The sequence below is a fragment of the Klebsiella sp. RIT-PI-d genome (assembly GCF_001187865.1).
Classification (GTDB): Bacteria; Pseudomonadota; Gammaproteobacteria; order Enterobacterales; family Enterobacteriaceae; genus Superficieibacter.
In genome coordinates this window covers 1,579,694-1,599,613 of record NZ_LGIT01000009.1, presented here as the reverse complement: position 1 = coordinate 1,599,613, position 19,920 = coordinate 1,579,694, and the positions used below count along the sequence as shown (strand labels likewise).

The window sequence follows — 19,920 nt, the reverse complement described above, 5'->3', positions numbered from 1 at the left end:
CATCGCGTCAAATTCCACCAGGGGTAAAGAATGGCTGTTCAGGGTATTGAAGGCGTACTGAGCACACTGCAGGCAACCGCCAGCGTGGCGCGTAATCAGAGTGTGCAGAACGAACCGACCGTCGGCTTTGCCGGACAGTTGCACGCTGCCATTGACCGTATCAGCGATACGCAGAATGCGGCCCGCGTGCAGGCGGAGAAATTTACGCTGGGCGAGCCGGGCGTGGCGCTAAATGACGTGATGACCGATCTACAAAAATCGTCCGTCTCCCTGCAAATGGGGATTCAGGTGCGTAATAAGCTAATTTCTGCCTATCAGGACATTATGTCGATGAGCGTGTAGGGCAGGGTGTCTGACAAGAGGCGATTGCCGGAGATGCGCAATCGCCCGATGTGCCGCAGAATTTACTTCTGAATTAAATAGCGGATTGTCGGTCCGTCCTGCTGGATATCCAGCACCGTATAGCCGTGGTTCTGCGCATCCAGCGGAATATTGTTAATGGATTGCGGACAGTCGCTGACCACTTCCAGAATCTCTCCCTTCTTTAACTGCGGCAGCGCTTCAAGCGTCGCTACTGCCGGGTAAGGGCAGGGTTCACCGACCATATCAAGACGGTAATCCGGAACAATTGTTTTCATATACACTCCTTAACAGCGGTAGTGGCAAGCGCTTTACGGCGGAAAAAGCGTTTTTCCCAGCCGATAATTAACATCAGGGCGATAAACAGCATCGCGTAAGTCATCAACAGCCCGCCGAGCGGACCAAAGGTGTTAAGTAAATTGACTTTATCCCACGAGGTGGCAAGCGAAGGGGCGAGATCGTCCCAGTAGTAAGCGAGGATCGTCGACCCGATTACGTTGCCAAGACCCACCCACCAGTAGTGCACCTGTCCTTCAACGGCACGGTACATCCAGCCGGTTTCGCAGCCCCCGGCAAGGACAATGCCGAAGCCAAACAGTAAGCCGCCGAGCACCGCGTTGGGACCGGCCCACATGATTTTCGGCTCTACGCCCAGTTGTACGTAGCTGAAGATACCGATGGCGCTCACCGCCATCCCGAAGATAATGGCCTTCGCCATATGCGTCCGCCCGGTGATCCACATGTCGCGGAACGCCGAGGTGAAACAAATTTGCGCGCGTTCGATCAGTAAACCAAAGCCCACGCCAAACAGCATCGCCAGACCCAGTTTGGGTTTGTCCATCGCGGTGAAGAGCGCCCAGCCCAGCATCCCGATAAATACCAGCATCCCAAGACGAAAGCGGCGGCGCGCCTGCTCGGGCTTCTGCGTCAGCGGTGAGGCGGCAGATACTTTCTGCATCTTAACCGGGATACGAAATACGGGCAGCAGCGTAAAGCGCGCGCCAAACCACGAGCCGAGAGCGGTGGCGAGCGCGAAAAACCAGGCGTGCAGTGAAAACTGAGGAATACCGGTAAAGAAGGCCGCCAGGTTACAGCCCATCGCCAGGCGAGCACCAAAACCGGCAATAATCCCGCCGGCGATGGCCTGAAAGATGCGAATACGGCTGCGCGGTAAGCGTAATTTGACGTTGTTAGCCCACAGCGCTGCCGCAAAGCAGCCACCAAACATGCCAATGATCATCATTCCGTCGATCCGCGTCAGCGGCGAACCCTCCAGGTGGATCAGTTTATAATATCCCCACTCTTCGCTGTGCACCCCGACCAGCTGAAGCAGCTGCCCGCCCCAGCGCGTAAATTCGCCGGTCACCGCCCAGAACGTGCCGGTAATACCAAAATAATAAGTGGAGAGAATACCGGCCGCGATAACGGCGGGAGCAGGTGCCCAGAATTTAATTAAATAAGTCTGTTTGAAGTGTTGCCACGTCATTATAAAGTGCCTCTGAACTCAGAAGGATGAATACACACAATGAAAGCATGCTGAAGAGGGGCGAATATTACGCGAAACGATAAATATCACTAATGAAAAAAGGGGGAAACCTCGACCGGATCAATTTCTGGCGGCCGAGTGAAGGGCTGGCAGGCTTAAGGCTTTAATGCCACAATGAATTTTTGCTCGTTGCGGAAGAGATGATGAAAAAAGTAGCGTTTGCTGGCCTGATGCTGGCTCTGACAGGATGTGCGCAGATAGAAAGCTATGATGAGGTGGTAAAAACGCCTGCGCCCGGCGAGCTGGTCGGTTACTGGCAATCTACCGGGCCACAAAGTGAGCTGGTCAGCCCTGAGGCAATCGCCAGCCTGATTATCACCCGCGAAGGCGACACGCTGGATTGCCGCCAGTGGCAACGTGTTATTGCCCTGCCGGGCAAATTGATGAAGCGTTCTGATGATTATTACAATGTCACCAGCAAGCTCGAAATTTACAGTATGGAGCGTGACGGAGCCGAACTGGAGTATGCCGGTATGACGTTGCATCGTGTTGATCGTCCGACGCAGGCGTGTGCGGATTATCTGGCAGCAAATCCGTTGTCCGCTCAGCCGGTAAAGGCTAAACCTGCGGTGAAAAAGGCCGCGAGCGTAAAACCGAAAGAGAAGCCGAAAAAAGTGTATCGATGAGGCGAGAATGTCCGGTGGCGCAACGCTTACCGGGCCTGGAGAAAACCGCGTACCCGATATTTTTCACCTGTTCACAAACGTAGCCAGTCTGAAACGGCAGGCCGGGCAAGCACAGTGCCGCCCGGCATAATGTTATACAGCGTATCAGTCCGGTGTGGTTTACCGTTAAAGCACGTCCTCCAGTACCCACACGCTCACGCTGCCGCCGTTGCACAGGAACGTCGCCGTACCCTGTTCGTCCGTTTCGACAATTTCCTCTCGATTGCCGAGGAAATCACGCCAGCGTTTGTTGCCGTAATTATCGCCAAGCTCAATGGTCTTCTCACCATCATCACCGTTGGACATCACCACCACACAACCCGGCGCTTCATCAGTACCGCTGCGGCTGAAGGCGATGCAGTTCGGATGATCAAAGTACAGCGTCTGAATACCGTGCGCAAAGCGTTGACGGGCCATAATCAGTTCGCTTAGCTGATGGATAATCGGCATCTCAATTTGGTAGGTATTGCCATCACCGCCAGCATCTTCATAGCTGGCACCGAACAGATCCGGATAAAATACCGACGGAACGCCATTTTCCCGCAGCAGGATCAGGGCGTATGCCAGCGGCTTAAACCATGCCTCAACCGGCGCTTCAAGGGCCTGAAGCGGCTGAGTATCGTGGTTGGCCACCAGCGTGACGGCATGAAACGGATCGGCCTCCACCAGCGTACCGGTGAAGATCTGCGTCATGTCGTATTCGCGACCCTGAAGCGAAGCTTCATGGAATTTCATGTGCAGCGGGGCGTCGAACAGCATGGTTTTACCTTCGACCTGGTCGATATACTGTTGAAGCTTATCCACTTCATGCGACCAGTATTCTGCCACGATAAACAGCGGCTTCGGTGCCACTTCCTGCACGTGATCGATCCACTCTTTATAGAACCACGCCGGAATATGTTTAACGGCATCCAGACGGAAACCGTCGCACTGGGTTTCATCCATCACCCAGCGCGCCCAGTATTTTATCTCCTCGGTTACCGCGTGGTTACGAAAATCAATATTTTCGCCCATCAGATAATCGAAGTTGCCCATTTCATTATCGACCTGCTGATTCCAGCCTTCGCCGGTATAGTCATTGACGATTTTGAAAATACTGTCTTCATCCGGGTTTTCGATATGATCGACCCCGCTAAAGCACTTATAATCCCAAATAAATTTGGAATATTTCCCCTCACGAGCCGGAAAGGTATAACGCGTCCAGGCTTCGCAATCGATGACTTCATCATCAATCTGGGTGCGATCCTGTTCGTTTACCCGCTGAACCTGAACCGGCTCCTTCTCGTCCGCCCCCATTTTATGGTTAACCACGACATCAAGTAATACTGCGATGTCGTTTTGTCGCAATGCATTAATGGCAGACAACAACTGCTGTTTGTCGCCATATTTTGTTGCAACTGACCCCTTCTGATCGAACTCGCCCAGATCGAATAAATCGTATGAATCGTATCCGACCGAATGCTCGCCCGACGCCGCTTTATACGCCGGGGGCAGCCAAATCATGTTGATGCCAATATCGTTGAGCGTGGCGGCACGTTCTTCTATCTCAGGCCAAAGCTTGCCGCCTTCGGGGTAATACCAGTGAAAGCATTGCAACAACGTGGGGTTGCGCATACGTTATCTCCATGTGAGCAGGAGTCACAAGTATGGAGTAAACGTTTGAAAAGCGCCTGGCACGAGTCAGATTATTTTTCTCGCGCCATTCGGCAGGGTGATAAGCAAATCTAATGGCTGGTATCGTGGTTATCCTGAGGGACCAGCACCTGCCCGCCCTGACGAGAGTAGGCGTTCAGCACAGACTTCTGAATGGAGGACTGGCCCACCAGTTTTGCCAGCTCATCCATCCTGGCTTGCAGCAGCCGTTTTACCTCACTCTCATTACTCAGGATCAGCCGCAGCAACGGACGCAGCTGCTCCTGCATCACCGGGGAGGGGCCTGTCTGTTGCGTAAGCTGAGTGATATTTTGCACCGCACTGACATAATCCATTTCAGTCGCGATTAATTCCTCCCACAATCCTTCGGTGGCAAGGCGCAGCATAACGTGGCTTTTCTCAAGCAGCTGCTGATACGAGGTGTACAGTTGCGGTGCATGGTTCATTAGAGAGGATCCTGAATTAAAGTCGGCGTAAGTAATGATTCCTTCCAGGCATCTGCGATATTACGTAACAGACCCTCAACCTCTTCGACAGCACTCACGTCATTACGAAGATTGGCCTGTAGCAGGCGTCGTACCATATAGGCGTAGAGCGCCAGCAGATTTTGCGTAAGCTCATCATCACTGTCGTCATCAAGACCCACTTTCAGGCCATTTTCGATAATGTTGATTGCCTTTGAGAGAGAAGCCCCTTTCCCTTCGATATTCTCGTCCTGCATAAATAAACGCGCGCGCACTAATGCGCTTAGCGCGCCGTCAAAAAGCATGGTCACCAGCTGCTGCTGGCTGGCGCTCATTACCGCGCTTTCGACTCCAATTTTTGCGTAGGTTTGCGTGCCTTTTGCGCCGTACATGACGTCTCCTGCGATAGTTATTTTTTGCTGCTACTGGACGTATCAAACTGCTGCGTCAAATAGCTGCTGGTTGAGTTCAATGAGTTCATCAGAACATCAAGCTGAGTGAACTGCGCTTTATAGCGAGTGACCAGAGAATCAATGCGCGTGCTGGCGGAGTTATATTGCTGAGTCAAATGATTCAGCGTTTTACTCACGCCGTCTTTTGCCGCCTGAATAATGCCTTTTTTGGACAGCCACTCGGTCAGGTTACCGCCAACAACGGTGGTGATCCCGGTCTTCTTGCCGTCGCCAACAATCATCTCCTGCACGCCGGTCGGATCGGTTTTCAGCGCCGCTTTCAGTTTGTCATCATCGGTTTTTAACTTGCCGGTACTCGGATCGGAGGTAATGCCAATCTGCGACAACGTTTTAAACGTGGAGGTACTGAGCGTATTGGTCAGCTTACTTTTTAACTGGGTCTGAATGGTACGCAAGGTCGAATCACCCAGCAGCGCGCCATTGCTGGTGTTCTGGCTGGCCGCACCGGCATCGACGGCGGTGTATTTAGTCAGGCTGCTGAAGGTATCCTGCAGCGCGTTATAGGCGGTCACCCAGTCTTTGATCGCCGTTTCCGCTTTGGTGGTATCTTTGGTGATGGTTAAGGTCTGATTACCGGTAGTCACATCGCTCAAATTCAGCGTGATGTCTTCCAGCGCATTGCTGATGGTATTACTGCTGTTCGTAATTTTTACGTTATTCACAAACAGTTCGGCGTCCTGGGCGGTAACGCTTTCTTCCATTCCTTTACTGTTCGCGCTGCCGTCGTAGCCTAAAAAGTCGGCTAACGCGCTGTCACCGCTAACGCTGAGGGTCATCGCGTTGTCCGCGCCGGTATCATTAGCGGTAATAGAAAGACGGTACTCTCCGCCGCCGACATTAATCACGCTGGCGCTGACCCCGGCTTTGGCGTTATTAATGGCGTCGCGAATACCTGTTAATGATGAGTTTGCCGCGCTGAGGTCAATGGTTATAGGCTTTTTATCGCTGCCCTGTTGGATCGTTAGCTTGCTGTCTGTGGTAGCAATTGCCGCTTTACTGTCGAGCTGGGTCTGGCGGCTGGTCAACGTCTGCGCCTGAGCAAGCTGGGTCACTTTAACCGTGTATTTGCCTGCAATTGCGCTACCGGAGGTAGTGGCGGTAAAAGCCGTACTGCTGCTGGCCGTGGTGGGCGCAGTAAATAAGTCGGCTTTACCCAGCGCGGGATTGGCGGTCTGAAATTTTTCCAGCGCGCTGCTCAGTGAGCCATAAGCGCTTAATTTGGCGGTATACGAGGTTTGCTGAGCCGAAATGGGCTTTAAGGTTGCTTTTTCTGCCGCTTCCAGACTGTCCAGAATGCTGCTCAGATCCAGGCCCGAACCGACTCCCAGCGTTGAAATACTTGCCATAGTAATTCCTTAATGTACCGACATATAGAACGAATACCGGGGTTATCGGCCTGAATGAAGCAAAGTTTACGATTAATTGCGTTTATTTAATGGCGGGAATAAGGGGGAAAGAAAAGGGTAATTCGCCTGCGAAGAAAAATATCGGTGCCGTGAAAAAAAAGTCTAAAGGTTATCAGCGACCAGACGATAACAGGTTTGACGGCGACGAAGCCGACGGGTGGAAACCCAACACGTTAATCGTAGACTTGAAAAACAGGAAAAAACATCATGGCACAAGTCATCAATACCAACAGCCTCTCGCTGATCACTCAGAACAACATCAACAAAAACCAGTCTGCACTGTCCAGCTCTATTGAGCGTCTGTCTTCTGGTCTGCGTATCAACAGCGCGAAAGACGATGCAGCGGGTCAGGCGATTGCCAACCGCTTCACCTCTAACATCAAAGGCCTGACTCAGGCAGCGCGTAACGCTAACGACGGTATTTCTCTGGCGCAGACCACTGAAGGCGCACTGTCTGAAATCAACAACAACTTACAGCGTGTGCGTGAACTGACCGTTCAGGCAACTACCGGTACCAACTCTGATTCTGACCTGTCTTCAATCCAGGACGAAATCAAATCCCGTCTGGACGAAATTGACCGTGTATCCGGTCAGACTCAGTTCAACGGCGTGAACGTGCTGGCTAAAGATGCCAAAATGAACATCCAGGTTGGCGCTAATGATGGGCAGACCATCACCATTGACCTTAAGCAGATCGACTCTTCCACCCTGAAACTGAAAGATTTTAGCGTATCTAACCAAGCTGCGACTACCACTGCTAATGTAACTAATATTGGTGGTACGCCAGCCGTTATGGATGATATTACCTTTGCTGATGACAATGGCGCGAGTACTGCAGGTGCCAAGTTGATGGCAAATGCTGATAAAAGCGCTTACATCGTTACTACCAGTGATGGCAAATCTTATGACGCAACCGTTTCTACTGGTGGTGTAGCGACTTACGATTCAACTACAGAAACTACTGCAACGGTAGCTGATTTCGCTACTGCAGTAACGCAGTATGAAAAAACAGCTGCTACAGGCGGTAATGCACCGAGTATCACTAATGGCGCAACCGGTGATACGCTGGTTGAAGCACAGAAAGATGGTAAAGGTACCGGTGAATTTTTCGTTAAAGATGCTGCGGGTAAATTCTTTGCTGCCACCGTTAATGAAACTGACGGTACGGTAGTTAAAGGTGATGCAGCCGATCTGTCTGCTAAAACTAAAACCACCGATCCGCTGAAAGCACTGGATGACGCAATTTCCAATGTTGATAAACTGCGTTCTTCTCTGGGTGCGGTGCAGAACCGTCTGGACTCTGCGGTGACCAACCTGAACAACACTACCACCAACCTGTCTGAAGCGCAGTCCCGTATTCAGGACGCCGACTATGCGACCGAAGTGTCGAACATGTCTAAAGCGCAGATCATCCAGCAGGCCGGTAACTCCGTGCTGTCTAAAGCAAACCAGGTTCCACAGCAGATCATGTCTCTGCTGCAGGGCTAATCGCCCCTCTGACCTGTCTAACCCCGCCTCGGCGGGGTTTTTTATTTGCCTGAACTAACGTAATTGCTAAATAACCCCCCATTTCACCCACTATTCATCCGATTAAAAGTCCTCCAGAAACGGATAATCATGCCGATAACTCACTTAACGCAGGGCTGTTTATCGTGAACACACTCTATACCGCTGAAGGTGTAATGGATAAACACTCGCTATGGCAGCGTTATGTCCCTCTTGTGCGTCATGAAGCATTGCGCCTTCAGGTGCGTCTGCCGGCGAGCGTGGAACTGGACGATCTGCTTCAGGCGGGTGGCATTGGGTTATTAAATGCCGTTGATCGATACGATGCTCTGCAAGGAACGGCATTTACTACTTACGCAGTGCAACGCATTCGCGGGGCGATGCTGGACGAATTGCGCAGTCGCGACTGGGTGCCGCGCAGCGTTCGCCGCAACGCGCGTGAAGTGGCGCAGGCAATGGGACAACTGGAACAGCGGCTGGGACGTCACGCAACGGAAACGGAAGTTGCGCAGCATCTTGGCATTCCTGTGGAAGATTATCGGCAGATGCTGCTGGATACCAATAATAGCCAGATTTTTTCGTGGGACGAATATCACGAAGAGCACGGCGACGGTATCGAGATGGTATCAGACGAACATCAACGGGAAAATCCGCTGCAACATTTGCTGGACAGCAATTTGCGCCAGCGCGTGATGGAGGCCATCGACGCCTTACCGGAACGCGAACAGCTGGTGCTGACGCTGTACTACCAGGAGGAGCTGAATCTCAAAGAGATTGGCGCGGTTCTGGAAGTCGGCGAGTCCCGGGTCAGCCAGTTGCACAGTCAGGCGATCAAACGTCTGAAGGGGAAACTGGGTAAGTTATAGGTTGGCGGTGAATTCACCGCCCCTGAAAAGTGCCGCACAAGCAATGACAACCAGGAGTTATCATGACGGTGCAGCAAGTAAAAAGACGGCCACTAAGCCGCTATTTAAAAGATTTTAAACACAGCCAGACCCATTGTGCCCACTGCCAGAAATTGCTCGATCGCATTACGCTGGTCAGGCAGGGCGAAATCGTCAATAAAATTGCTATCTCCCGCCTTGATACGCTGATTGATGATGAAACGTGGCAACAAGAACAGCCGCACTGGATCGCACTCTGTCGATTCTGCGGCGATCTGCACTGTAAAACGCAGAATGACTACTTTGATATCGTCGGTTTCAAACAATACCTCTTCGATCATACTGAAATGAGCCACGGCACCGTACGCGAGTATGTGGTGCGCCTGCGCCGCCTCGGTACGCATCTGGCAGAGCAGAACGTCTCACGCACGCTGCTGGACGACGGATTCGCTGACGAGAATCTTGAGCCATGGCTGCCCACGACCAGCACCAATAACTATCGCATTGCGTTACGCAAATATGTTCAGTACCGGATGCGTCATACGTTAGCGGGCGCGGATAATCTCGTGCAGATTAATGTTTGTGATATATATTAAAAGTGAATAAGTTGTAGCGCACAGGTCTTGGTGAAATGGCGCTAACGCCTTACATTACAATCAAATTTCTTCATTCGGGGCAATTATGAAAATAGCACTTCTGGGCCGTCAGGCGCTGATGGGTATGATGGCTGTAGCATTAATGGCGGGCGTAAGCGCGAAGACCTTCGCGGATGAAGGCCTGCTGAATAAAGTAAAAGAGCGCGGCACGCTGCTGGTCGGACTGGAAGGGACCTATCCCCCGTTCAGTTTCCAGGGTGATGACGGCAAGCTCACCGGCTTTGAAGTCGAGTTTGCCGAGCAGCTGGCGCAGCATCTCGGCCTGAAAGCCTCGCTTAAGCCGACTAAGTGGGACGGAATGCTGGCCTCGCTGGATTCTAAACGTATCGACGTGGTTATCAACCAGGTCACTATCTCTGACGAGCGTAAGAAGAAATACGATTTCTCTACGCCGTACACCGTTTCCGGTATTCAGGCGCTGGTGAAAAAGGGGAATGAAGGCGACATTAAATCCGCCGCTGACCTGAAAGGTAAAAAAGTGGGCGTTGGTCTGGGCACCAACTATGAAGAGTGGCTGCGCCAGAATGTTCAGGGCGTGGATATTCGTACCTATGATGACGATCCGACCAAATATCAGGATCTGCGCGTAGGCCGTATTAACGCCATTCTGGTTGATCGTCTGGCGGCGCTGGATCTGGTGAAGAAAACCAATAACACACTGGCGGTCGCGGGCGATGCATTCTCCCGTCAGGAAGCCGGCGTTGCAGTACGTAAAGGTAACGAAGATCTACTGAAAGCCATTGATAGCGCGATTGCCGACATGCAAAAAGACGGCAGCCTGAAAGCCCTGTCTGAAAAATGGTTTGGCGCAGACGTCACGAAATAAGTCTGTTAGCACCGGAGAAGGCGCTGATCACAGCGCCTTTTTTTATTTCTCGCCCTGAGCGTGCATAATAAAAAGAACTTTATCAGGAGGTGCCATGTCATTGCATAACTTAACCCGTTTCCCGCGTCTTGAATTGATTGGCGCCCCGACGCCGCTGGAGTATCTGCCGCGCTTTTCCGATTATCTCGGTCGGGAGATTTTTATTAAGCGCGACGACGTGACGCCGATGGCGCTCGGCGGCAATAAACTGCGCAAGCTGGAGTTTCTGGCGGCTGACGCGCTGCGCGAAGGCGCCGATACGCTGGTCACTGCGGGTGCAATCCAGTCCAATCACGTTCGTCAGACGGCGGCGGTGGCCGCGAAGCTGGGTTTGCACTGCGTGGCGCTGCTGGAAAATCCGTTTGGCACTCGCGCAGAAAACTATCTGACCAACGGCAACCGGCTGTTGCTGGATTTGTTCAACGTTCAGGTGGAAATGTGCGACGGGCTGGTCGATCCTGACCGTCAACTGGGCGAAGTGGCTACCCGACTTGAGGCGCAGGGCTTTCGCCCGTATGTCGTGCCGGTTGGCGGATCAAACGCCCTTGGCGCGCTCGGATACGTTGAAAGCGCGCTGGAGATCGCCCAGCAGTGTGAAGGCGCAGTTGATATCTCATCAGTGGTTGTCGCATCAGGAAGTGCAGGAACTCACGCCGGGCTGGCCGTAGGGCTGGAACAATTGATGCCGCAGGCTGAATTAATCGGCGTGACGGTGTCACGAAAAGTAGCGGAACAGCGCCCTAAAGTGGTGGCATTGCAACAGGCGGTAGCGCAGCAGCTTGAGTTAACTGCCAGGGCAGATATTCAGCTGTGGGACGATTATTTTGCCCCCGGCTATGGGATCCCGAGCGATGAAGGTCAGGAAGCGGTTCAGCTTCTGGCAAAGCTTGAAGGTATTTTACTCGACCCGGTTTACACCGGAAAAGCCATGGCTGGCCTGATTGACGGGATTACGCGTCAACGTTTTAAGGATGACGGTCCAATTCTGTTTATTCATACGGGTGGCGCACCTGCGCTGTTCGCTTATCATCCGCACGTTTAACCTGGCAGAATAACGATAATGCAAGAGAGCTTACAACTGGTCATCGACTCCATGCCGTTTCTGCTGCGCGGGGCCGTATTTACGCTACAGCTAAGTATTGGCGGCATGTTTTTTGGTCTGCTGCTGGGCTTTGTTCTGGCGCTGATGCGCATGTCGGCCGTCACGCCCGTACGCTGGCTGGCACGCATCTATATTTCGGTGTTCCGCGGCACCCCGCTGATCGCCCAGCTATTTATGATCTATTACGGTTTGCCGCAGTTTGGCATTGAACTTGATCCTGTCCCTGCGGCCATGATTGGGCTGTCATTAAATACCGCTGCCTATACTTCAGAAACGCTGCGCGCCGCTATTTCGTCCATTGATAAAGGTCAATGGGAGGCCGCCGCCAGTATTGGCATGACGCCGGGGCAGACACTACGTCGGGCTATTCTGCCGCAGGCGGCCCGGGTCGCGCTTCCGCCGTTGAGCAACAGTTTTATTAGTCTGGTAAAAGATACATCGCTTGCGGCCACTATCCAGGTGCCGGAACTGTTTCGTCAGGCGCAGCTTATTACCTCGCGCACGCTGGAGGTGTTCACCCTGTATCTGGCGGCCTCGCTGATTTACTGGATCATGGCAACCGCGCTTTCTGCCTTACAAAACCACTTTGAATATCGGTTAAACCGTCAGGAGCGAGATCCGAAATGAGTGCCATTGACGTTAAACAGGTAGTAAAAAAATTTCACGGGCAGACGGTGCTGCACGGGATCGATCTTGAAGTGGAAGAGGGCGAGATCGTGGCGATTATCGGCCCGAGCGGGTCAGGGAAAACGACGCTGCTGCGCAGTATTAACTTGCTGGAACAGCCGGAGGGCGGCACGATCCGGGTGGGTAATATTACTATTGATACCGCGCGCTCGCTCAGTCAGCAGAAAGAAAATATCCGGATGCTGCGCCAGCATGTGGGATTTGTCTTCCAGAGCTTTAACTTGTTTCCCCACCGCACCGTGCTGGAAAACATCATCGAAGGCCCGGTCATTGTTAAAGGGGAAGATAAACAGGAGGCCAGCGCGCGCGCGCGGCAGCTACTGGAAAAAGTCGGGCTGAACGGCAAAGAGAACAGCTTTCCAAAGCGTCTCTCCGGTGGACAGCAGCAGCGGGTTGCTATTGCCCGCGCGCTGGCGATGCGCCCGGATGTAATCCTCTTCGATGAGCCGACCTCGGCGCTGGACCCCGAGCTGGTCGGTGAGGTTTTAAACACCATCCGTCAGCTGGCGCTGGAGAAGCGTACGATGGTGATCGTCACCCATGAGATGAGTTTTGCCCGCGACGTAGCCGACCGGGCGATTTTTATGGATCAGGGCCGCATTGTGGAGCAGGGGCCTGCAAAAGCGCTGTTTACGGCACCGCAACATCCGCGGACAAAACAGTTTCTTGAGAAGTTTCTCACGCAGTAAGCCGGGCGGGCGCATGCTGCTTCAGCAGATGCGCCCGCCATTGGTTTTGTATATTAATTTTACTTAAGTTTCATGTCTGTTTTAACGCTTCTCCACAACGGTGCCCTGAGTTTCATTTAAATCAAAAAAAGCGAAGAAGAGCGAGATTTTCCCTGGTTTTAGTACTGCCAATGCCTGCATGAGTACTGTTTATTTGTGCAGAATGCATATTTTATATTAATAAATAAGTTTTATGTGTTAGCTTGATGCATTCATAATAGTTATTGAAGTGCAGGGGAATTATTGGCAGTTATGAGGGAGAATGACTTTTTCGCGTGGCGGCGGGAGATGCTGTACCGTTTTCAATCAACGGCAACGGCAGATGAGATTTATAATCTGCTACAGCAGCAAATTCAGTGGCTTGAATATGATTTTTTTTCGCTTTGTATCCGGCACCCGGTGCCCTTTACTCGCCCTAAAATAACGCTCTACGCAACTTACCCGGCATCCTGGCTGAAGCATTATCAGTCTGAGAACTATTTTGCTATCGATCCAGTGTTAAATATGGACAATTATCAGCAAAGTTGTATCAACTGGAACGACGAGCTATTTTGCGAGGCGGGAACGCTCTGGGATGCTGCTCGTGACCACGGTTTGCGCGGTGGACTCACCCATTGTGCGGTGTTACCTAACCGGGCTACCGGTTTTTTGTCAGTGGCGAACCAGCTTGCGCGTAATAAAAAGGTAAGTGATGATGAAACCGATATGCGCCTGCGAACGTTAATTGAGTTCACTACTGAGGCATTATTACGACTCAATGACGAGCTTGTCGCCTCGCCAGAGATGAAATTCAGTAAGCGCGAGCTGGAAATTTTGAAATGGACAGCCGAGGGCAAAACATCCGCAGAGATCGCCATCATTTTGTCTATTTCAGAGAATACGGTGAACTTTCACCAGAAGAATATGCAGCGTAAATTCAATGCACCTAATAAAACGCAAATAGCGTGTTATGCGGTGGCGATTGGTTTGATCTGAAAAGGTTCTCGTTCTGCGTGCCAGACGCAAAACCGGCTTTGAGTCTTACTCTTAGCCGGTCATCCTGCTACTGACGGTAAGCCTGTTTAATTTGCTTAACCGTACTGGAATAGACGGCAGCCAGATTTTCATTGTCGATTTGGGCAATTTGCCTTTCCATCTTAATGATTACGCGGCCTGCATCGGCCTGTCCCATCGCCTGTAGCATCAACGTCATCATAGCCTTCAGGCAGGAGACTTCCTGAGCCAGTTGCTGAGTATCATCAGACGTCGAAAAGTCGGGTGCGCTCATTTTTTTTCCTCATGTAATTCTTGCGCGCTGGCGCGATGTAAAAAGTAAAGGCGGCGGAGTATATCACAAGCTGAAGCAAAAAAAGGAGTGGTTGTTTTTTGTTCTATAGATTTGATGAATATTCAATAAGTAAAATTGAACGGAAAATTAAAACCCGGCCGCTGATAATAAATTTATGTTCTCAATACGTTAAATATTGTTACATCCAGAGTTAAATATGTTCACGTTATAACGCGTAGGGTGAAAAAAGCTCAGTGACTGGCGAACGGGGGGCGCTGCCTTACCAGTGCCGTTTGCGACCCTGAATTTAAGGTATCGCGAGCGAGATCCGTTTTCTGGTGTTTTTTTGCATTTTAAAATTCCAGCAAAAACCGTTAATATACCTCCCGATAAGTTGTCAGTAGCGTTATCCCTTTTCAGGAGATTATTCCTTTGATCAGCGTTTTTCTTGTTGATGATCACGAGCTGGTGCGCGCAGGGATACGACGCATTCTTGAAGATATTAAGGGCATCAAGGTTGTCGGCGAAGCCTGCTGTGGTGAGGACGCTGTCAAATGGTGCCGGGCAAATTCCGTTGATGTCGTATTGATGGATATGAATATGCCCGGTATCGGTGGCCTGGAGGCGACCCGCAAAATTGCACGCGCGGCACCCGATATCAAAATTATTATGCTTACCGTACATACTGAAAATCCACTGCCTGCCAGAGTAATGCAGGCAGGTGCAGCAGGTTATCTGAGTAAAGGCGCGGCGCCACAGGAAGTTGTCAGCGCGATCCGTTCTGTGGACTCCGGTCAGCGCTATATCGCGTCTGATATCGCTCAGCAGATGGCGCTTAGCCAAATCAAACCGGAAAAGACAGATTCTCCGTTTGCCAGTTTGTCTGAACGCGAATTGCAGATTATGCTGATGATTACCAAAGGTCAAAAGGTCAATGAGATTTCAGAGCAGTTGAGTCTCAGTCCTAAAACGGTGAACAGCTATCGCTATCGAATGTTTAGTAAACTGAATATTCACGGCGATGTCGAGCTGACTCATCTGGCAATCCGCCATGGCCTGTGCAATGCGGAGTCGTTAGCAAATCAGTGAGTGATGTATTTGATTCGAAAGTCTTTCTAAAAACGGTCACCAGTCAGCCCGGTGTTTATCGTATGTATGATGCTGGCGGTACCGTTATCTATGTCGGTAAAGCCAAAGATCTGAAGAAGCGCTTGTCCAGCTACTTTCGCGGCAACCTGGCTTCCCGTAAAACGGAAGCGCTGGTGGCGCTGATCGCGCAAATAGACGTGACGGTAACCCATACTGAAACGGAAGCGCTTCTGCTTGAGCATAATTACATCAAACTTTATCAGCCGCGCTATAACGTTCTGTTACGTGATGACAAGTCGTATCCGTTTATCTTTTTAAGCGGCGATCGGCATCCACGTCTGGCGACCCACCGCGGGGCTAAACATGCCAAGGGTGAATACTTCGGCCCGTTTCCCAACGGCTATGCCGTACGTGAAACGCTGGCATTGCTGCAAAAAATCTTCCCCATTCGCCAGTGCGAGAATAGCGTGTATCGCAACCGCTCGCGGCCCTGTCTGCAATATCAGATCGGTCGCTGTCTGGGCCCCTGTGTTGCCGGGCTGGTCAGCGAGGAGGATTACGCCCAGCAGGTCGACTATGTTCGCTTGTTCCTGGCGGGGAAAGACGATCAGGTGTTAACCCAGTTGATTGCCCGCATGGAAAACGCCAGTCAGGATCTCGACTTTGAAGAAGCCGCACGTATTCGCGATCAGATCCAGGCCGTACGCCGCGTTACCGAAAAACAGTTTGTCTCAAACAACGGTGACGATCTTGACGTTATTGGTGTCTCTTTCGATGCCGGAATGGCCTGTATTCACGTACTGTTTATTCGTCAGGGCAAAGTGCTCGGCAGCCGAAGCTATTTCCCGAAAGTCCCCGGTGGTACGGATCTGAGCGAAGTGGTAGAAACCTTCGTCGGGCAGTTTTATCTTCAGGGCAGCCAGATGCGCACTCTGCCGGGCGAGATCCTGCTGGACTTTACTCTTAGCGATAAAACGCTGCTGGAAGAGTCACTCACCACGCTGGCCGGTCGGCGCATTCACGTGCAGACTAAACCGCGCGGCGATCGCGCACGCTATCTGAAACTCGCCCGTACCAATGCGGCAACGGCGTTGTCGACTAAGCTGTCGCAGCAGTCAACGGTACATCAGCGGCTGTTAGCCCTGGCCTCGGTGCTTAAACTGCCGGAAGTAAAGCGTATGGAGTGCTTTGACATCAGTCATACGATGGGCGAGCAGACCGTCGCGTCCTGTGTGGTATTTGACAGCAATGGTCCGCTACGGGCGGAATACCGTCGTTATAATATTACCGGCATTACTCCCGGCGATGACTATGCCGCCATGAATCAGGTGCTGCGACGTCGTTATGGCAAAGCCATTGAAGAGAGCAAAATTCCTGACGTTATTCTGATCGACGGGGGGAAAGGGCAGCTTGGGCAGGCTAAAGCCGTTTTCGCTGAACTGGAGGTGACGTGGGATAAGCACCATCCGATCCTGCTGGGTGTCGCGAAGGGCACCGATCGTAAAGCCGGGCTGGAAACGCTGTTTTTTGAACCTGAAGGTGAGGGATTTAATCTTCCCCCGGACTCACCTGCGCTGCATGTCATCCAGCATATCCGCGATGAATCTCACGATCATGCGATAAGCGGTCATCGTAAAAAACGGGCAAAAGTGAAAAACACCAGTTCGCTGGAAACGATTGAAGGGATTGGCCCCAAGCGGCGGCAGATGCTGCTAAAATACATGGGCGGTTTGCAGGGTTTGCAGAATGCAAGTGTCGAAGAGCTCGCAAAAGTACCGGGTATTTCGCAAGGTCTGGCAGAAAAGATCTACTACTCGTTGAAACATTAGGTGCTCTGTAGCAACATAGAGCTAATTCTCACTGACAACAGATAGTTACCCGTCACTATGCAATTTAATATCCCTACGTTGCTTACCCTGTTTCGCGTTATTTTGATCCCGTTTTTCGTGTTGGCATTTTATATGCCGTTCGCCTGGGGGCCCTTTGTCTGTGCGCTGATTTTTCTTGTCGCGGCGGTGACCGACTGGTTTGATGGATTTCTGGCCCGCCGCTGGAATCAAAGCACGCGTTTTGGGGCTTTTCTCGATCCGGTTGCCGATAAGGTACTGGTAGCGATCGCCATGGTGCTGGTGGCTGAGCATTATCACAGCTGGTGGGTAACCTTACCGGCCGCGACGATGATCGCGCGTGAAATTATTATCTCCGCCCTGCGCGAGTGGATGGCGGAGCTGGGTAAACGCAGCAACGTAGCGGTATCCTGGATCGGCAAAGTAAAAACGACGGCGCAAATGGCGGCGTTGACCTGGCTTTTATGGCGCCCTAACGAGTGGGTGACGTGGGCAGGCATCGTCCTGTTTTTCGTCGCCGCGGTACTTACCCTGTGGTCAATGCTGCAATATCTGAATGCAGCGCGCGGCGATTTGCTTGAACCGTGATCGTTTCGGCTTAAATTTCAGCAAACGAGCGGTAGTTGCGAAAAATATCGTTGACTCATCTGCACAGGTAAGTAGAATGCAACGCATCGAACGGCGGTACTGATTGCCAGACGATAGTAAAATCAAGTGATTATCTTCTTGATTATGCGGGAATAGCTCAGTTGGTAGAGCACGACCTTGCCAAGGTCGGGGTCGCGAGTTCGAGTCTCGTTTCCCGCTCCAGTTTTAAGCATCGGCAGTTGCGGGTGTAAAAAGTAATATTGGCGCGTTAGCAAAGCGGTTATGTAGCGGATTGCAAATCCGTCTAGTCCGGTTCGACTCCGGAACGCGCCTCCAATTTTTTCCTGCGCCCGGGTGGTGAAATCGGTAGACACAAGGGATTTAAAATCCCTCGGCGTTCGCGCTGTGCGGGTTCAAGTCCCGCCCCGGGCACCATGGAAAATAGCAGAATAATCAAAGCAATAAGCAGTGTCGTGAAACCACCTTCGGGTGGTTTTTTTGTTTCCGCGGTTTCTCTTTTTCAGGCTGTAGTTTTTATGCATTGAAAGCGTAATTTCAATGTACATCATCATGGGTATATTTATTGCCAGGCTGCGCCACATGACTATTTGCCTTCGGTCACGTTCCGATGCGGTTAGCGCCTGACCGCAAAATATTCTTTTATCGTGAAACGCAAGATGTAACGGTAGTCAATATCAGCATGTTAGGGGTAAATGAGCCTGTCGGTAAAACGCTTCATACTCTGCGTCACAACAGGTATGCTGAAAACCGGTGTTTTGTATGGAGGTCAGGGTGACGGCAGAAATGACAACGCTCGCATCTGAAGAGATTTATCGTAATAAGTGGATGGCGCTGCGTGAGGATCGTATTCAGCGGGCAGATGGCAGCGAGGGAATTTATTCCGTTATTGAAAAGCCTGATTTTGTAGTGATCCTGCCGCTTGAAGATGACGCCATATATGTGGTCGAGCAGTTTCGGTATCCGCTGGGGGAGAGAACGCTGGAGCTTGTACAGGGGGCCTGGGAGCATACGTTAACGGCGACGCCAGAGCAGGTTGCTGCCGGTGAGTTACGCGAAGAAACGGGTTTAGTCGCCACAAAGATGACCCGGATAGGGTATCAAAAGTTAGCGCAGGGCTATTCTGCACAGGGATATCATATTTACCTGGCGACCGGACTTACGCATCACGCGCCCTCTTTAGAGCCTGAAGAGTATGGTTTAACCGCGCGCAAAATAAAAATTCACGATTTTATGCAGCTTATACTCGATGGGAAGGTGACGGATGCCACGTCGGTGACCGCGTTTCTGCTGGCTAAAGCTAAGGGTCTGATCGCCTGAGGCTGACATTCTCCTTTCAACTACTCTTCTTTATACCGCACGTCGCAGAGGAAATATTTTATGAATAGCGGACCACTAAACGAAAGCGAGCTGGAATGGCTTGATGATGTGCTGGTGAAATATGGCAATGATGATAGCGTTCTTGACGTTGCTGAACTTGACGGGCTGCTGACGGCAGTGCTGTCGGCACCGTATGAAATTGAGCCGACTGACTGGCTACTGGCTATTTGGGGTGGCGCGCATAATGTGCCAGCCTGGCAGTCGGAGCGGGAGATGGAGCGGTTCATGGCGCTTTGTTTTCAGCATATGGCTGATATTGCCGAGCGGCTAGAGAGTTATCCTGAACAGTTCGAGCCGGTGTTTGGGACGCGTGAAGTTGAAGGGTGTGAGTTCACTATTGTTGAAGAGTGGTGTTTTGGCTATATGCGCGGTGTGACGCTCGCTGACTGGTCGACATTGCCTGAGGCGCTTCAACCTGAACTGGATGCGATTGCACTGCATGGGCTGGAAGCTAATTTCGATAAACTGGATACGCTGACGCCGCAGGAGCGCGATCGCAGTATTGATAAGCTGGAACCAGCCGCGTTAACGTTATACGCGTACTGGTCCAAAAATCAGCTGCCAGTGCCGGTAAAGCCGGTACAACAGCCTCTGCGAGTAGAAAAAGCGGTCGGTCGTAACGATCCCTGCCCGTGTGGCAGCGGCAAAAAATTCAAACAGTGCTGCCTGCACTAAATAGGGTTAGCTATATGCAGGCTGGCGGCCTGTGATCGACGATTAGCCCTCAGTCATCGGG

General features: G+C 51.6%; 21 protein-coding genes, 3 tRNA genes and 1 pseudogene. 18 read left to right on the top strand and 7 right to left on the bottom strand.

What is annotated here, in order from left to right; all coding sequences use genetic code 11:
• Positions 1-30: 30 nt before the first annotated feature.
• Positions 31-342, top strand: coding sequence for a flagellar hook-basal body complex protein FliE (gene fliE, locus AC791_RS13985; RefSeq protein ID WP_049841023.1), 312 nt, complete (start codon positions 31-33; stop codon positions 340-342).
• A gap of 62 nt (positions 343-404) precedes the next feature.
• On the opposite strand, the gene yedF is transcribed toward fliE, so the two are convergent.
• On the bottom strand, positions 405-638 hold the full coding sequence (gene yedF, locus AC791_RS13980; RefSeq protein WP_049841022.1) for a sulfurtransferase-like selenium metabolism protein YedF: 234 nt from the start codon (positions 636-638) through the stop codon (positions 405-407).
• Complete coding sequence (gene yedE / locus AC791_RS13975) at positions 635-1,846, bottom strand: selenium metabolism membrane protein YedE/FdhT (RefSeq protein ID WP_049841021.1); 1,212 nt, start codon at positions 1,844-1,846, stop codon at positions 635-637. Before yedE ends, yedF begins: the two co-directional genes overlap by 4 nt.
• Before the next feature lie 203 nt (positions 1,847-2,049).
• On the opposite strand from yedE, the pseudogene yedD reads away from it, so the two are divergent.
• Positions 2,050-2,445, top strand: a pseudogene (gene yedD / locus AC791_RS13970) (lipoprotein YedD); the annotation flags it as partial.
• A gap of 252 nt (positions 2,446-2,697) precedes the next feature.
• Here yedD and amyA read toward each other — a convergent pair.
• The 4 genes from amyA to fliD all read right to left on the bottom strand — a co-directional run bounded on the left by amyA (position 2,698) and on the right by fliD (position 6,507).
• On the bottom strand, positions 2,698-4,185 hold the full coding sequence (gene amyA, locus AC791_RS13965; RefSeq protein WP_049841020.1) for an alpha-amylase: 1,488 nt from the start codon (positions 4,183-4,185) through the stop codon (positions 2,698-2,700).
• Between the two features lie 110 nt (positions 4,186-4,295).
• Positions 4,296-4,670 carry a flagella biosynthesis regulatory protein FliT gene (gene fliT / locus AC791_RS13960; RefSeq protein ID WP_049841019.1) on the bottom strand — a complete coding sequence of 125 codons (375 nt, stop codon included), beginning with the start codon at positions 4,668-4,670 and terminating at the stop codon, positions 4,296-4,298.
• Positions 4,670-5,080, bottom strand: a complete 411-nt coding sequence (gene fliS, locus AC791_RS13955; protein ID WP_049841018.1) for a flagellar export chaperone FliS — start codon at positions 5,078-5,080, stop codon at positions 4,670-4,672. Before fliS ends, fliT begins: the two co-directional genes overlap by 1 nt.
• Positions 5,081-5,097: 17 nt before the next feature.
• Positions 5,098-6,507: a flagellar filament capping protein FliD gene (gene fliD, locus AC791_RS13950; RefSeq protein WP_049841017.1), complete on the bottom strand. Its 1,410-nt coding sequence runs from the start codon at positions 6,505-6,507 to the stop codon at positions 5,098-5,100.
• A gap of 267 nt (positions 6,508-6,774) precedes the next feature.
• On the opposite strand from fliD, the gene AC791_RS13945 reads away from it, so the two are divergent.
• The 8 genes from AC791_RS13945 to sdiA all read left to right on the top strand — a co-directional run bounded on the left by AC791_RS13945 (position 6,775) and on the right by sdiA (position 13,970).
• Complete coding sequence (locus AC791_RS13945; protein WP_049841016.1) at positions 6,775-8,055, top strand: FliC/FljB family flagellin; 1,281 nt, start codon at positions 6,775-6,777, stop codon at positions 8,053-8,055.
• 164 nt (positions 8,056-8,219) lie between these two features.
• Positions 8,220-8,939, top strand: coding sequence for an RNA polymerase sigma factor FliA (locus AC791_RS13940; RefSeq protein ID WP_049841015.1), 720 nt, complete (start codon positions 8,220-8,222; stop codon positions 8,937-8,939).
• Between the two features lie 62 nt (positions 8,940-9,001).
• Entirely contained in the window at positions 9,002-9,553 is a 552-nt protein-coding gene (gene fliZ / locus AC791_RS13935; RefSeq protein WP_049841014.1) for a flagella biosynthesis regulatory protein FliZ, read from the top strand.
• A gap of 85 nt (positions 9,554-9,638) precedes the next feature.
• Complete coding sequence (tcyJ, locus tag AC791_RS13930) at positions 9,639-10,439, top strand: cystine ABC transporter substrate-binding protein (protein ID WP_049841013.1); 801 nt, start codon at positions 9,639-9,641, stop codon at positions 10,437-10,439.
• A 94-nt stretch (positions 10,440-10,533) separates the two neighbouring features.
• Positions 10,534-11,520: a D-cysteine desulfhydrase gene (dcyD, locus tag AC791_RS13925; protein ID WP_049841012.1), complete on the top strand. Its 987-nt coding sequence runs from the start codon at positions 10,534-10,536 to the stop codon at positions 11,518-11,520.
• Positions 11,521-11,538: 18 nt separating this feature from the next.
• Complete coding sequence (tcyL, locus tag AC791_RS13920) at positions 11,539-12,207, top strand: cystine ABC transporter permease (RefSeq protein WP_049841011.1); 669 nt, start codon at positions 11,539-11,541, stop codon at positions 12,205-12,207.
• Positions 12,204-12,956, top strand: a complete 753-nt coding sequence (gene tcyN / locus AC791_RS13915) for an L-cystine ABC transporter ATP-binding protein TcyN (protein WP_049841010.1) — start codon at positions 12,204-12,206, stop codon at positions 12,954-12,956. The genes tcyL and tcyN overlap by 4 nt, the downstream gene beginning before the upstream one ends.
• A gap of 291 nt (positions 12,957-13,247) precedes the next feature.
• Positions 13,248-13,970, top strand: a complete 723-nt coding sequence (gene sdiA, locus AC791_RS13910) for a transcriptional regulator SdiA (RefSeq protein WP_049841009.1) — start codon at positions 13,248-13,250, stop codon at positions 13,968-13,970.
• Positions 13,971-14,037: 67 nt separating this feature from the next.
• Here the strand turns inward: sdiA and AC791_RS13905 are convergent, their stop codons facing one another.
• Positions 14,038-14,262 carry a DUF2594 family protein gene (locus AC791_RS13905; protein ID WP_049841008.1) on the bottom strand — a complete coding sequence of 75 codons (225 nt, stop codon included), beginning with the start codon at positions 14,260-14,262 and terminating at the stop codon, positions 14,038-14,040.
• Between the two features lie 432 nt (positions 14,263-14,694).
• Between AC791_RS13905 and uvrY the strand changes: the two genes are divergently transcribed.
• From uvrY to AC791_RS13865, 8 genes are all read left to right on the top strand, one after another.
• Positions 14,695-15,351, top strand: coding sequence for a UvrY/SirA/GacA family response regulator transcription factor (gene uvrY, locus AC791_RS13900; RefSeq protein ID WP_049841007.1), 657 nt, complete (start codon positions 14,695-14,697; stop codon positions 15,349-15,351).
• Entirely contained in the window at positions 15,348-17,180 is a 1,833-nt protein-coding gene (gene uvrC, locus AC791_RS13895; RefSeq protein WP_049841006.1) for an excinuclease ABC subunit UvrC, read from the top strand. Before uvrY ends, uvrC begins: the two co-directional genes overlap by 4 nt.
• Before the next feature lie 57 nt (positions 17,181-17,237).
• The gene (gene pgsA / locus AC791_RS13890) at positions 17,238-17,786 is read left to right on the top strand and encodes a CDP-diacylglycerol--glycerol-3-phosphate 3-phosphatidyltransferase (RefSeq protein ID WP_049841005.1); all 549 of its coding nucleotides are present in this window, start codon (positions 17,238-17,240) and stop codon (positions 17,784-17,786) included.
• Between the two features lie 146 nt (positions 17,787-17,932).
• Positions 17,933-18,008, top strand: a tRNA-Gly gene (locus AC791_RS13885).
• 40 nt (positions 18,009-18,048) lie between these two features.
• A tRNA-Cys gene (locus tag AC791_RS13880) sits at positions 18,049-18,122 on the top strand.
• Positions 18,123-18,134: 12 nt separating this feature from the next.
• Positions 18,135-18,221: transfer RNA gene (locus tag AC791_RS13875), tRNA-Leu, on the top strand.
• 369 nt (positions 18,222-18,590) lie between these two features.
• Positions 18,591-19,124, top strand: a complete 534-nt coding sequence (locus AC791_RS13870) for an NUDIX hydrolase (protein ID WP_322842784.1) — start codon at positions 18,591-18,593, stop codon at positions 19,122-19,124.
• A gap of 60 nt (positions 19,125-19,184) precedes the next feature.
• On the top strand, positions 19,185-19,859 hold the full coding sequence (locus AC791_RS13865) for a YecA family protein (RefSeq protein ID WP_049841003.1): 675 nt from the start codon (positions 19,185-19,187) through the stop codon (positions 19,857-19,859).
• Positions 19,860-19,920: the final 61 nt, after the last annotated feature.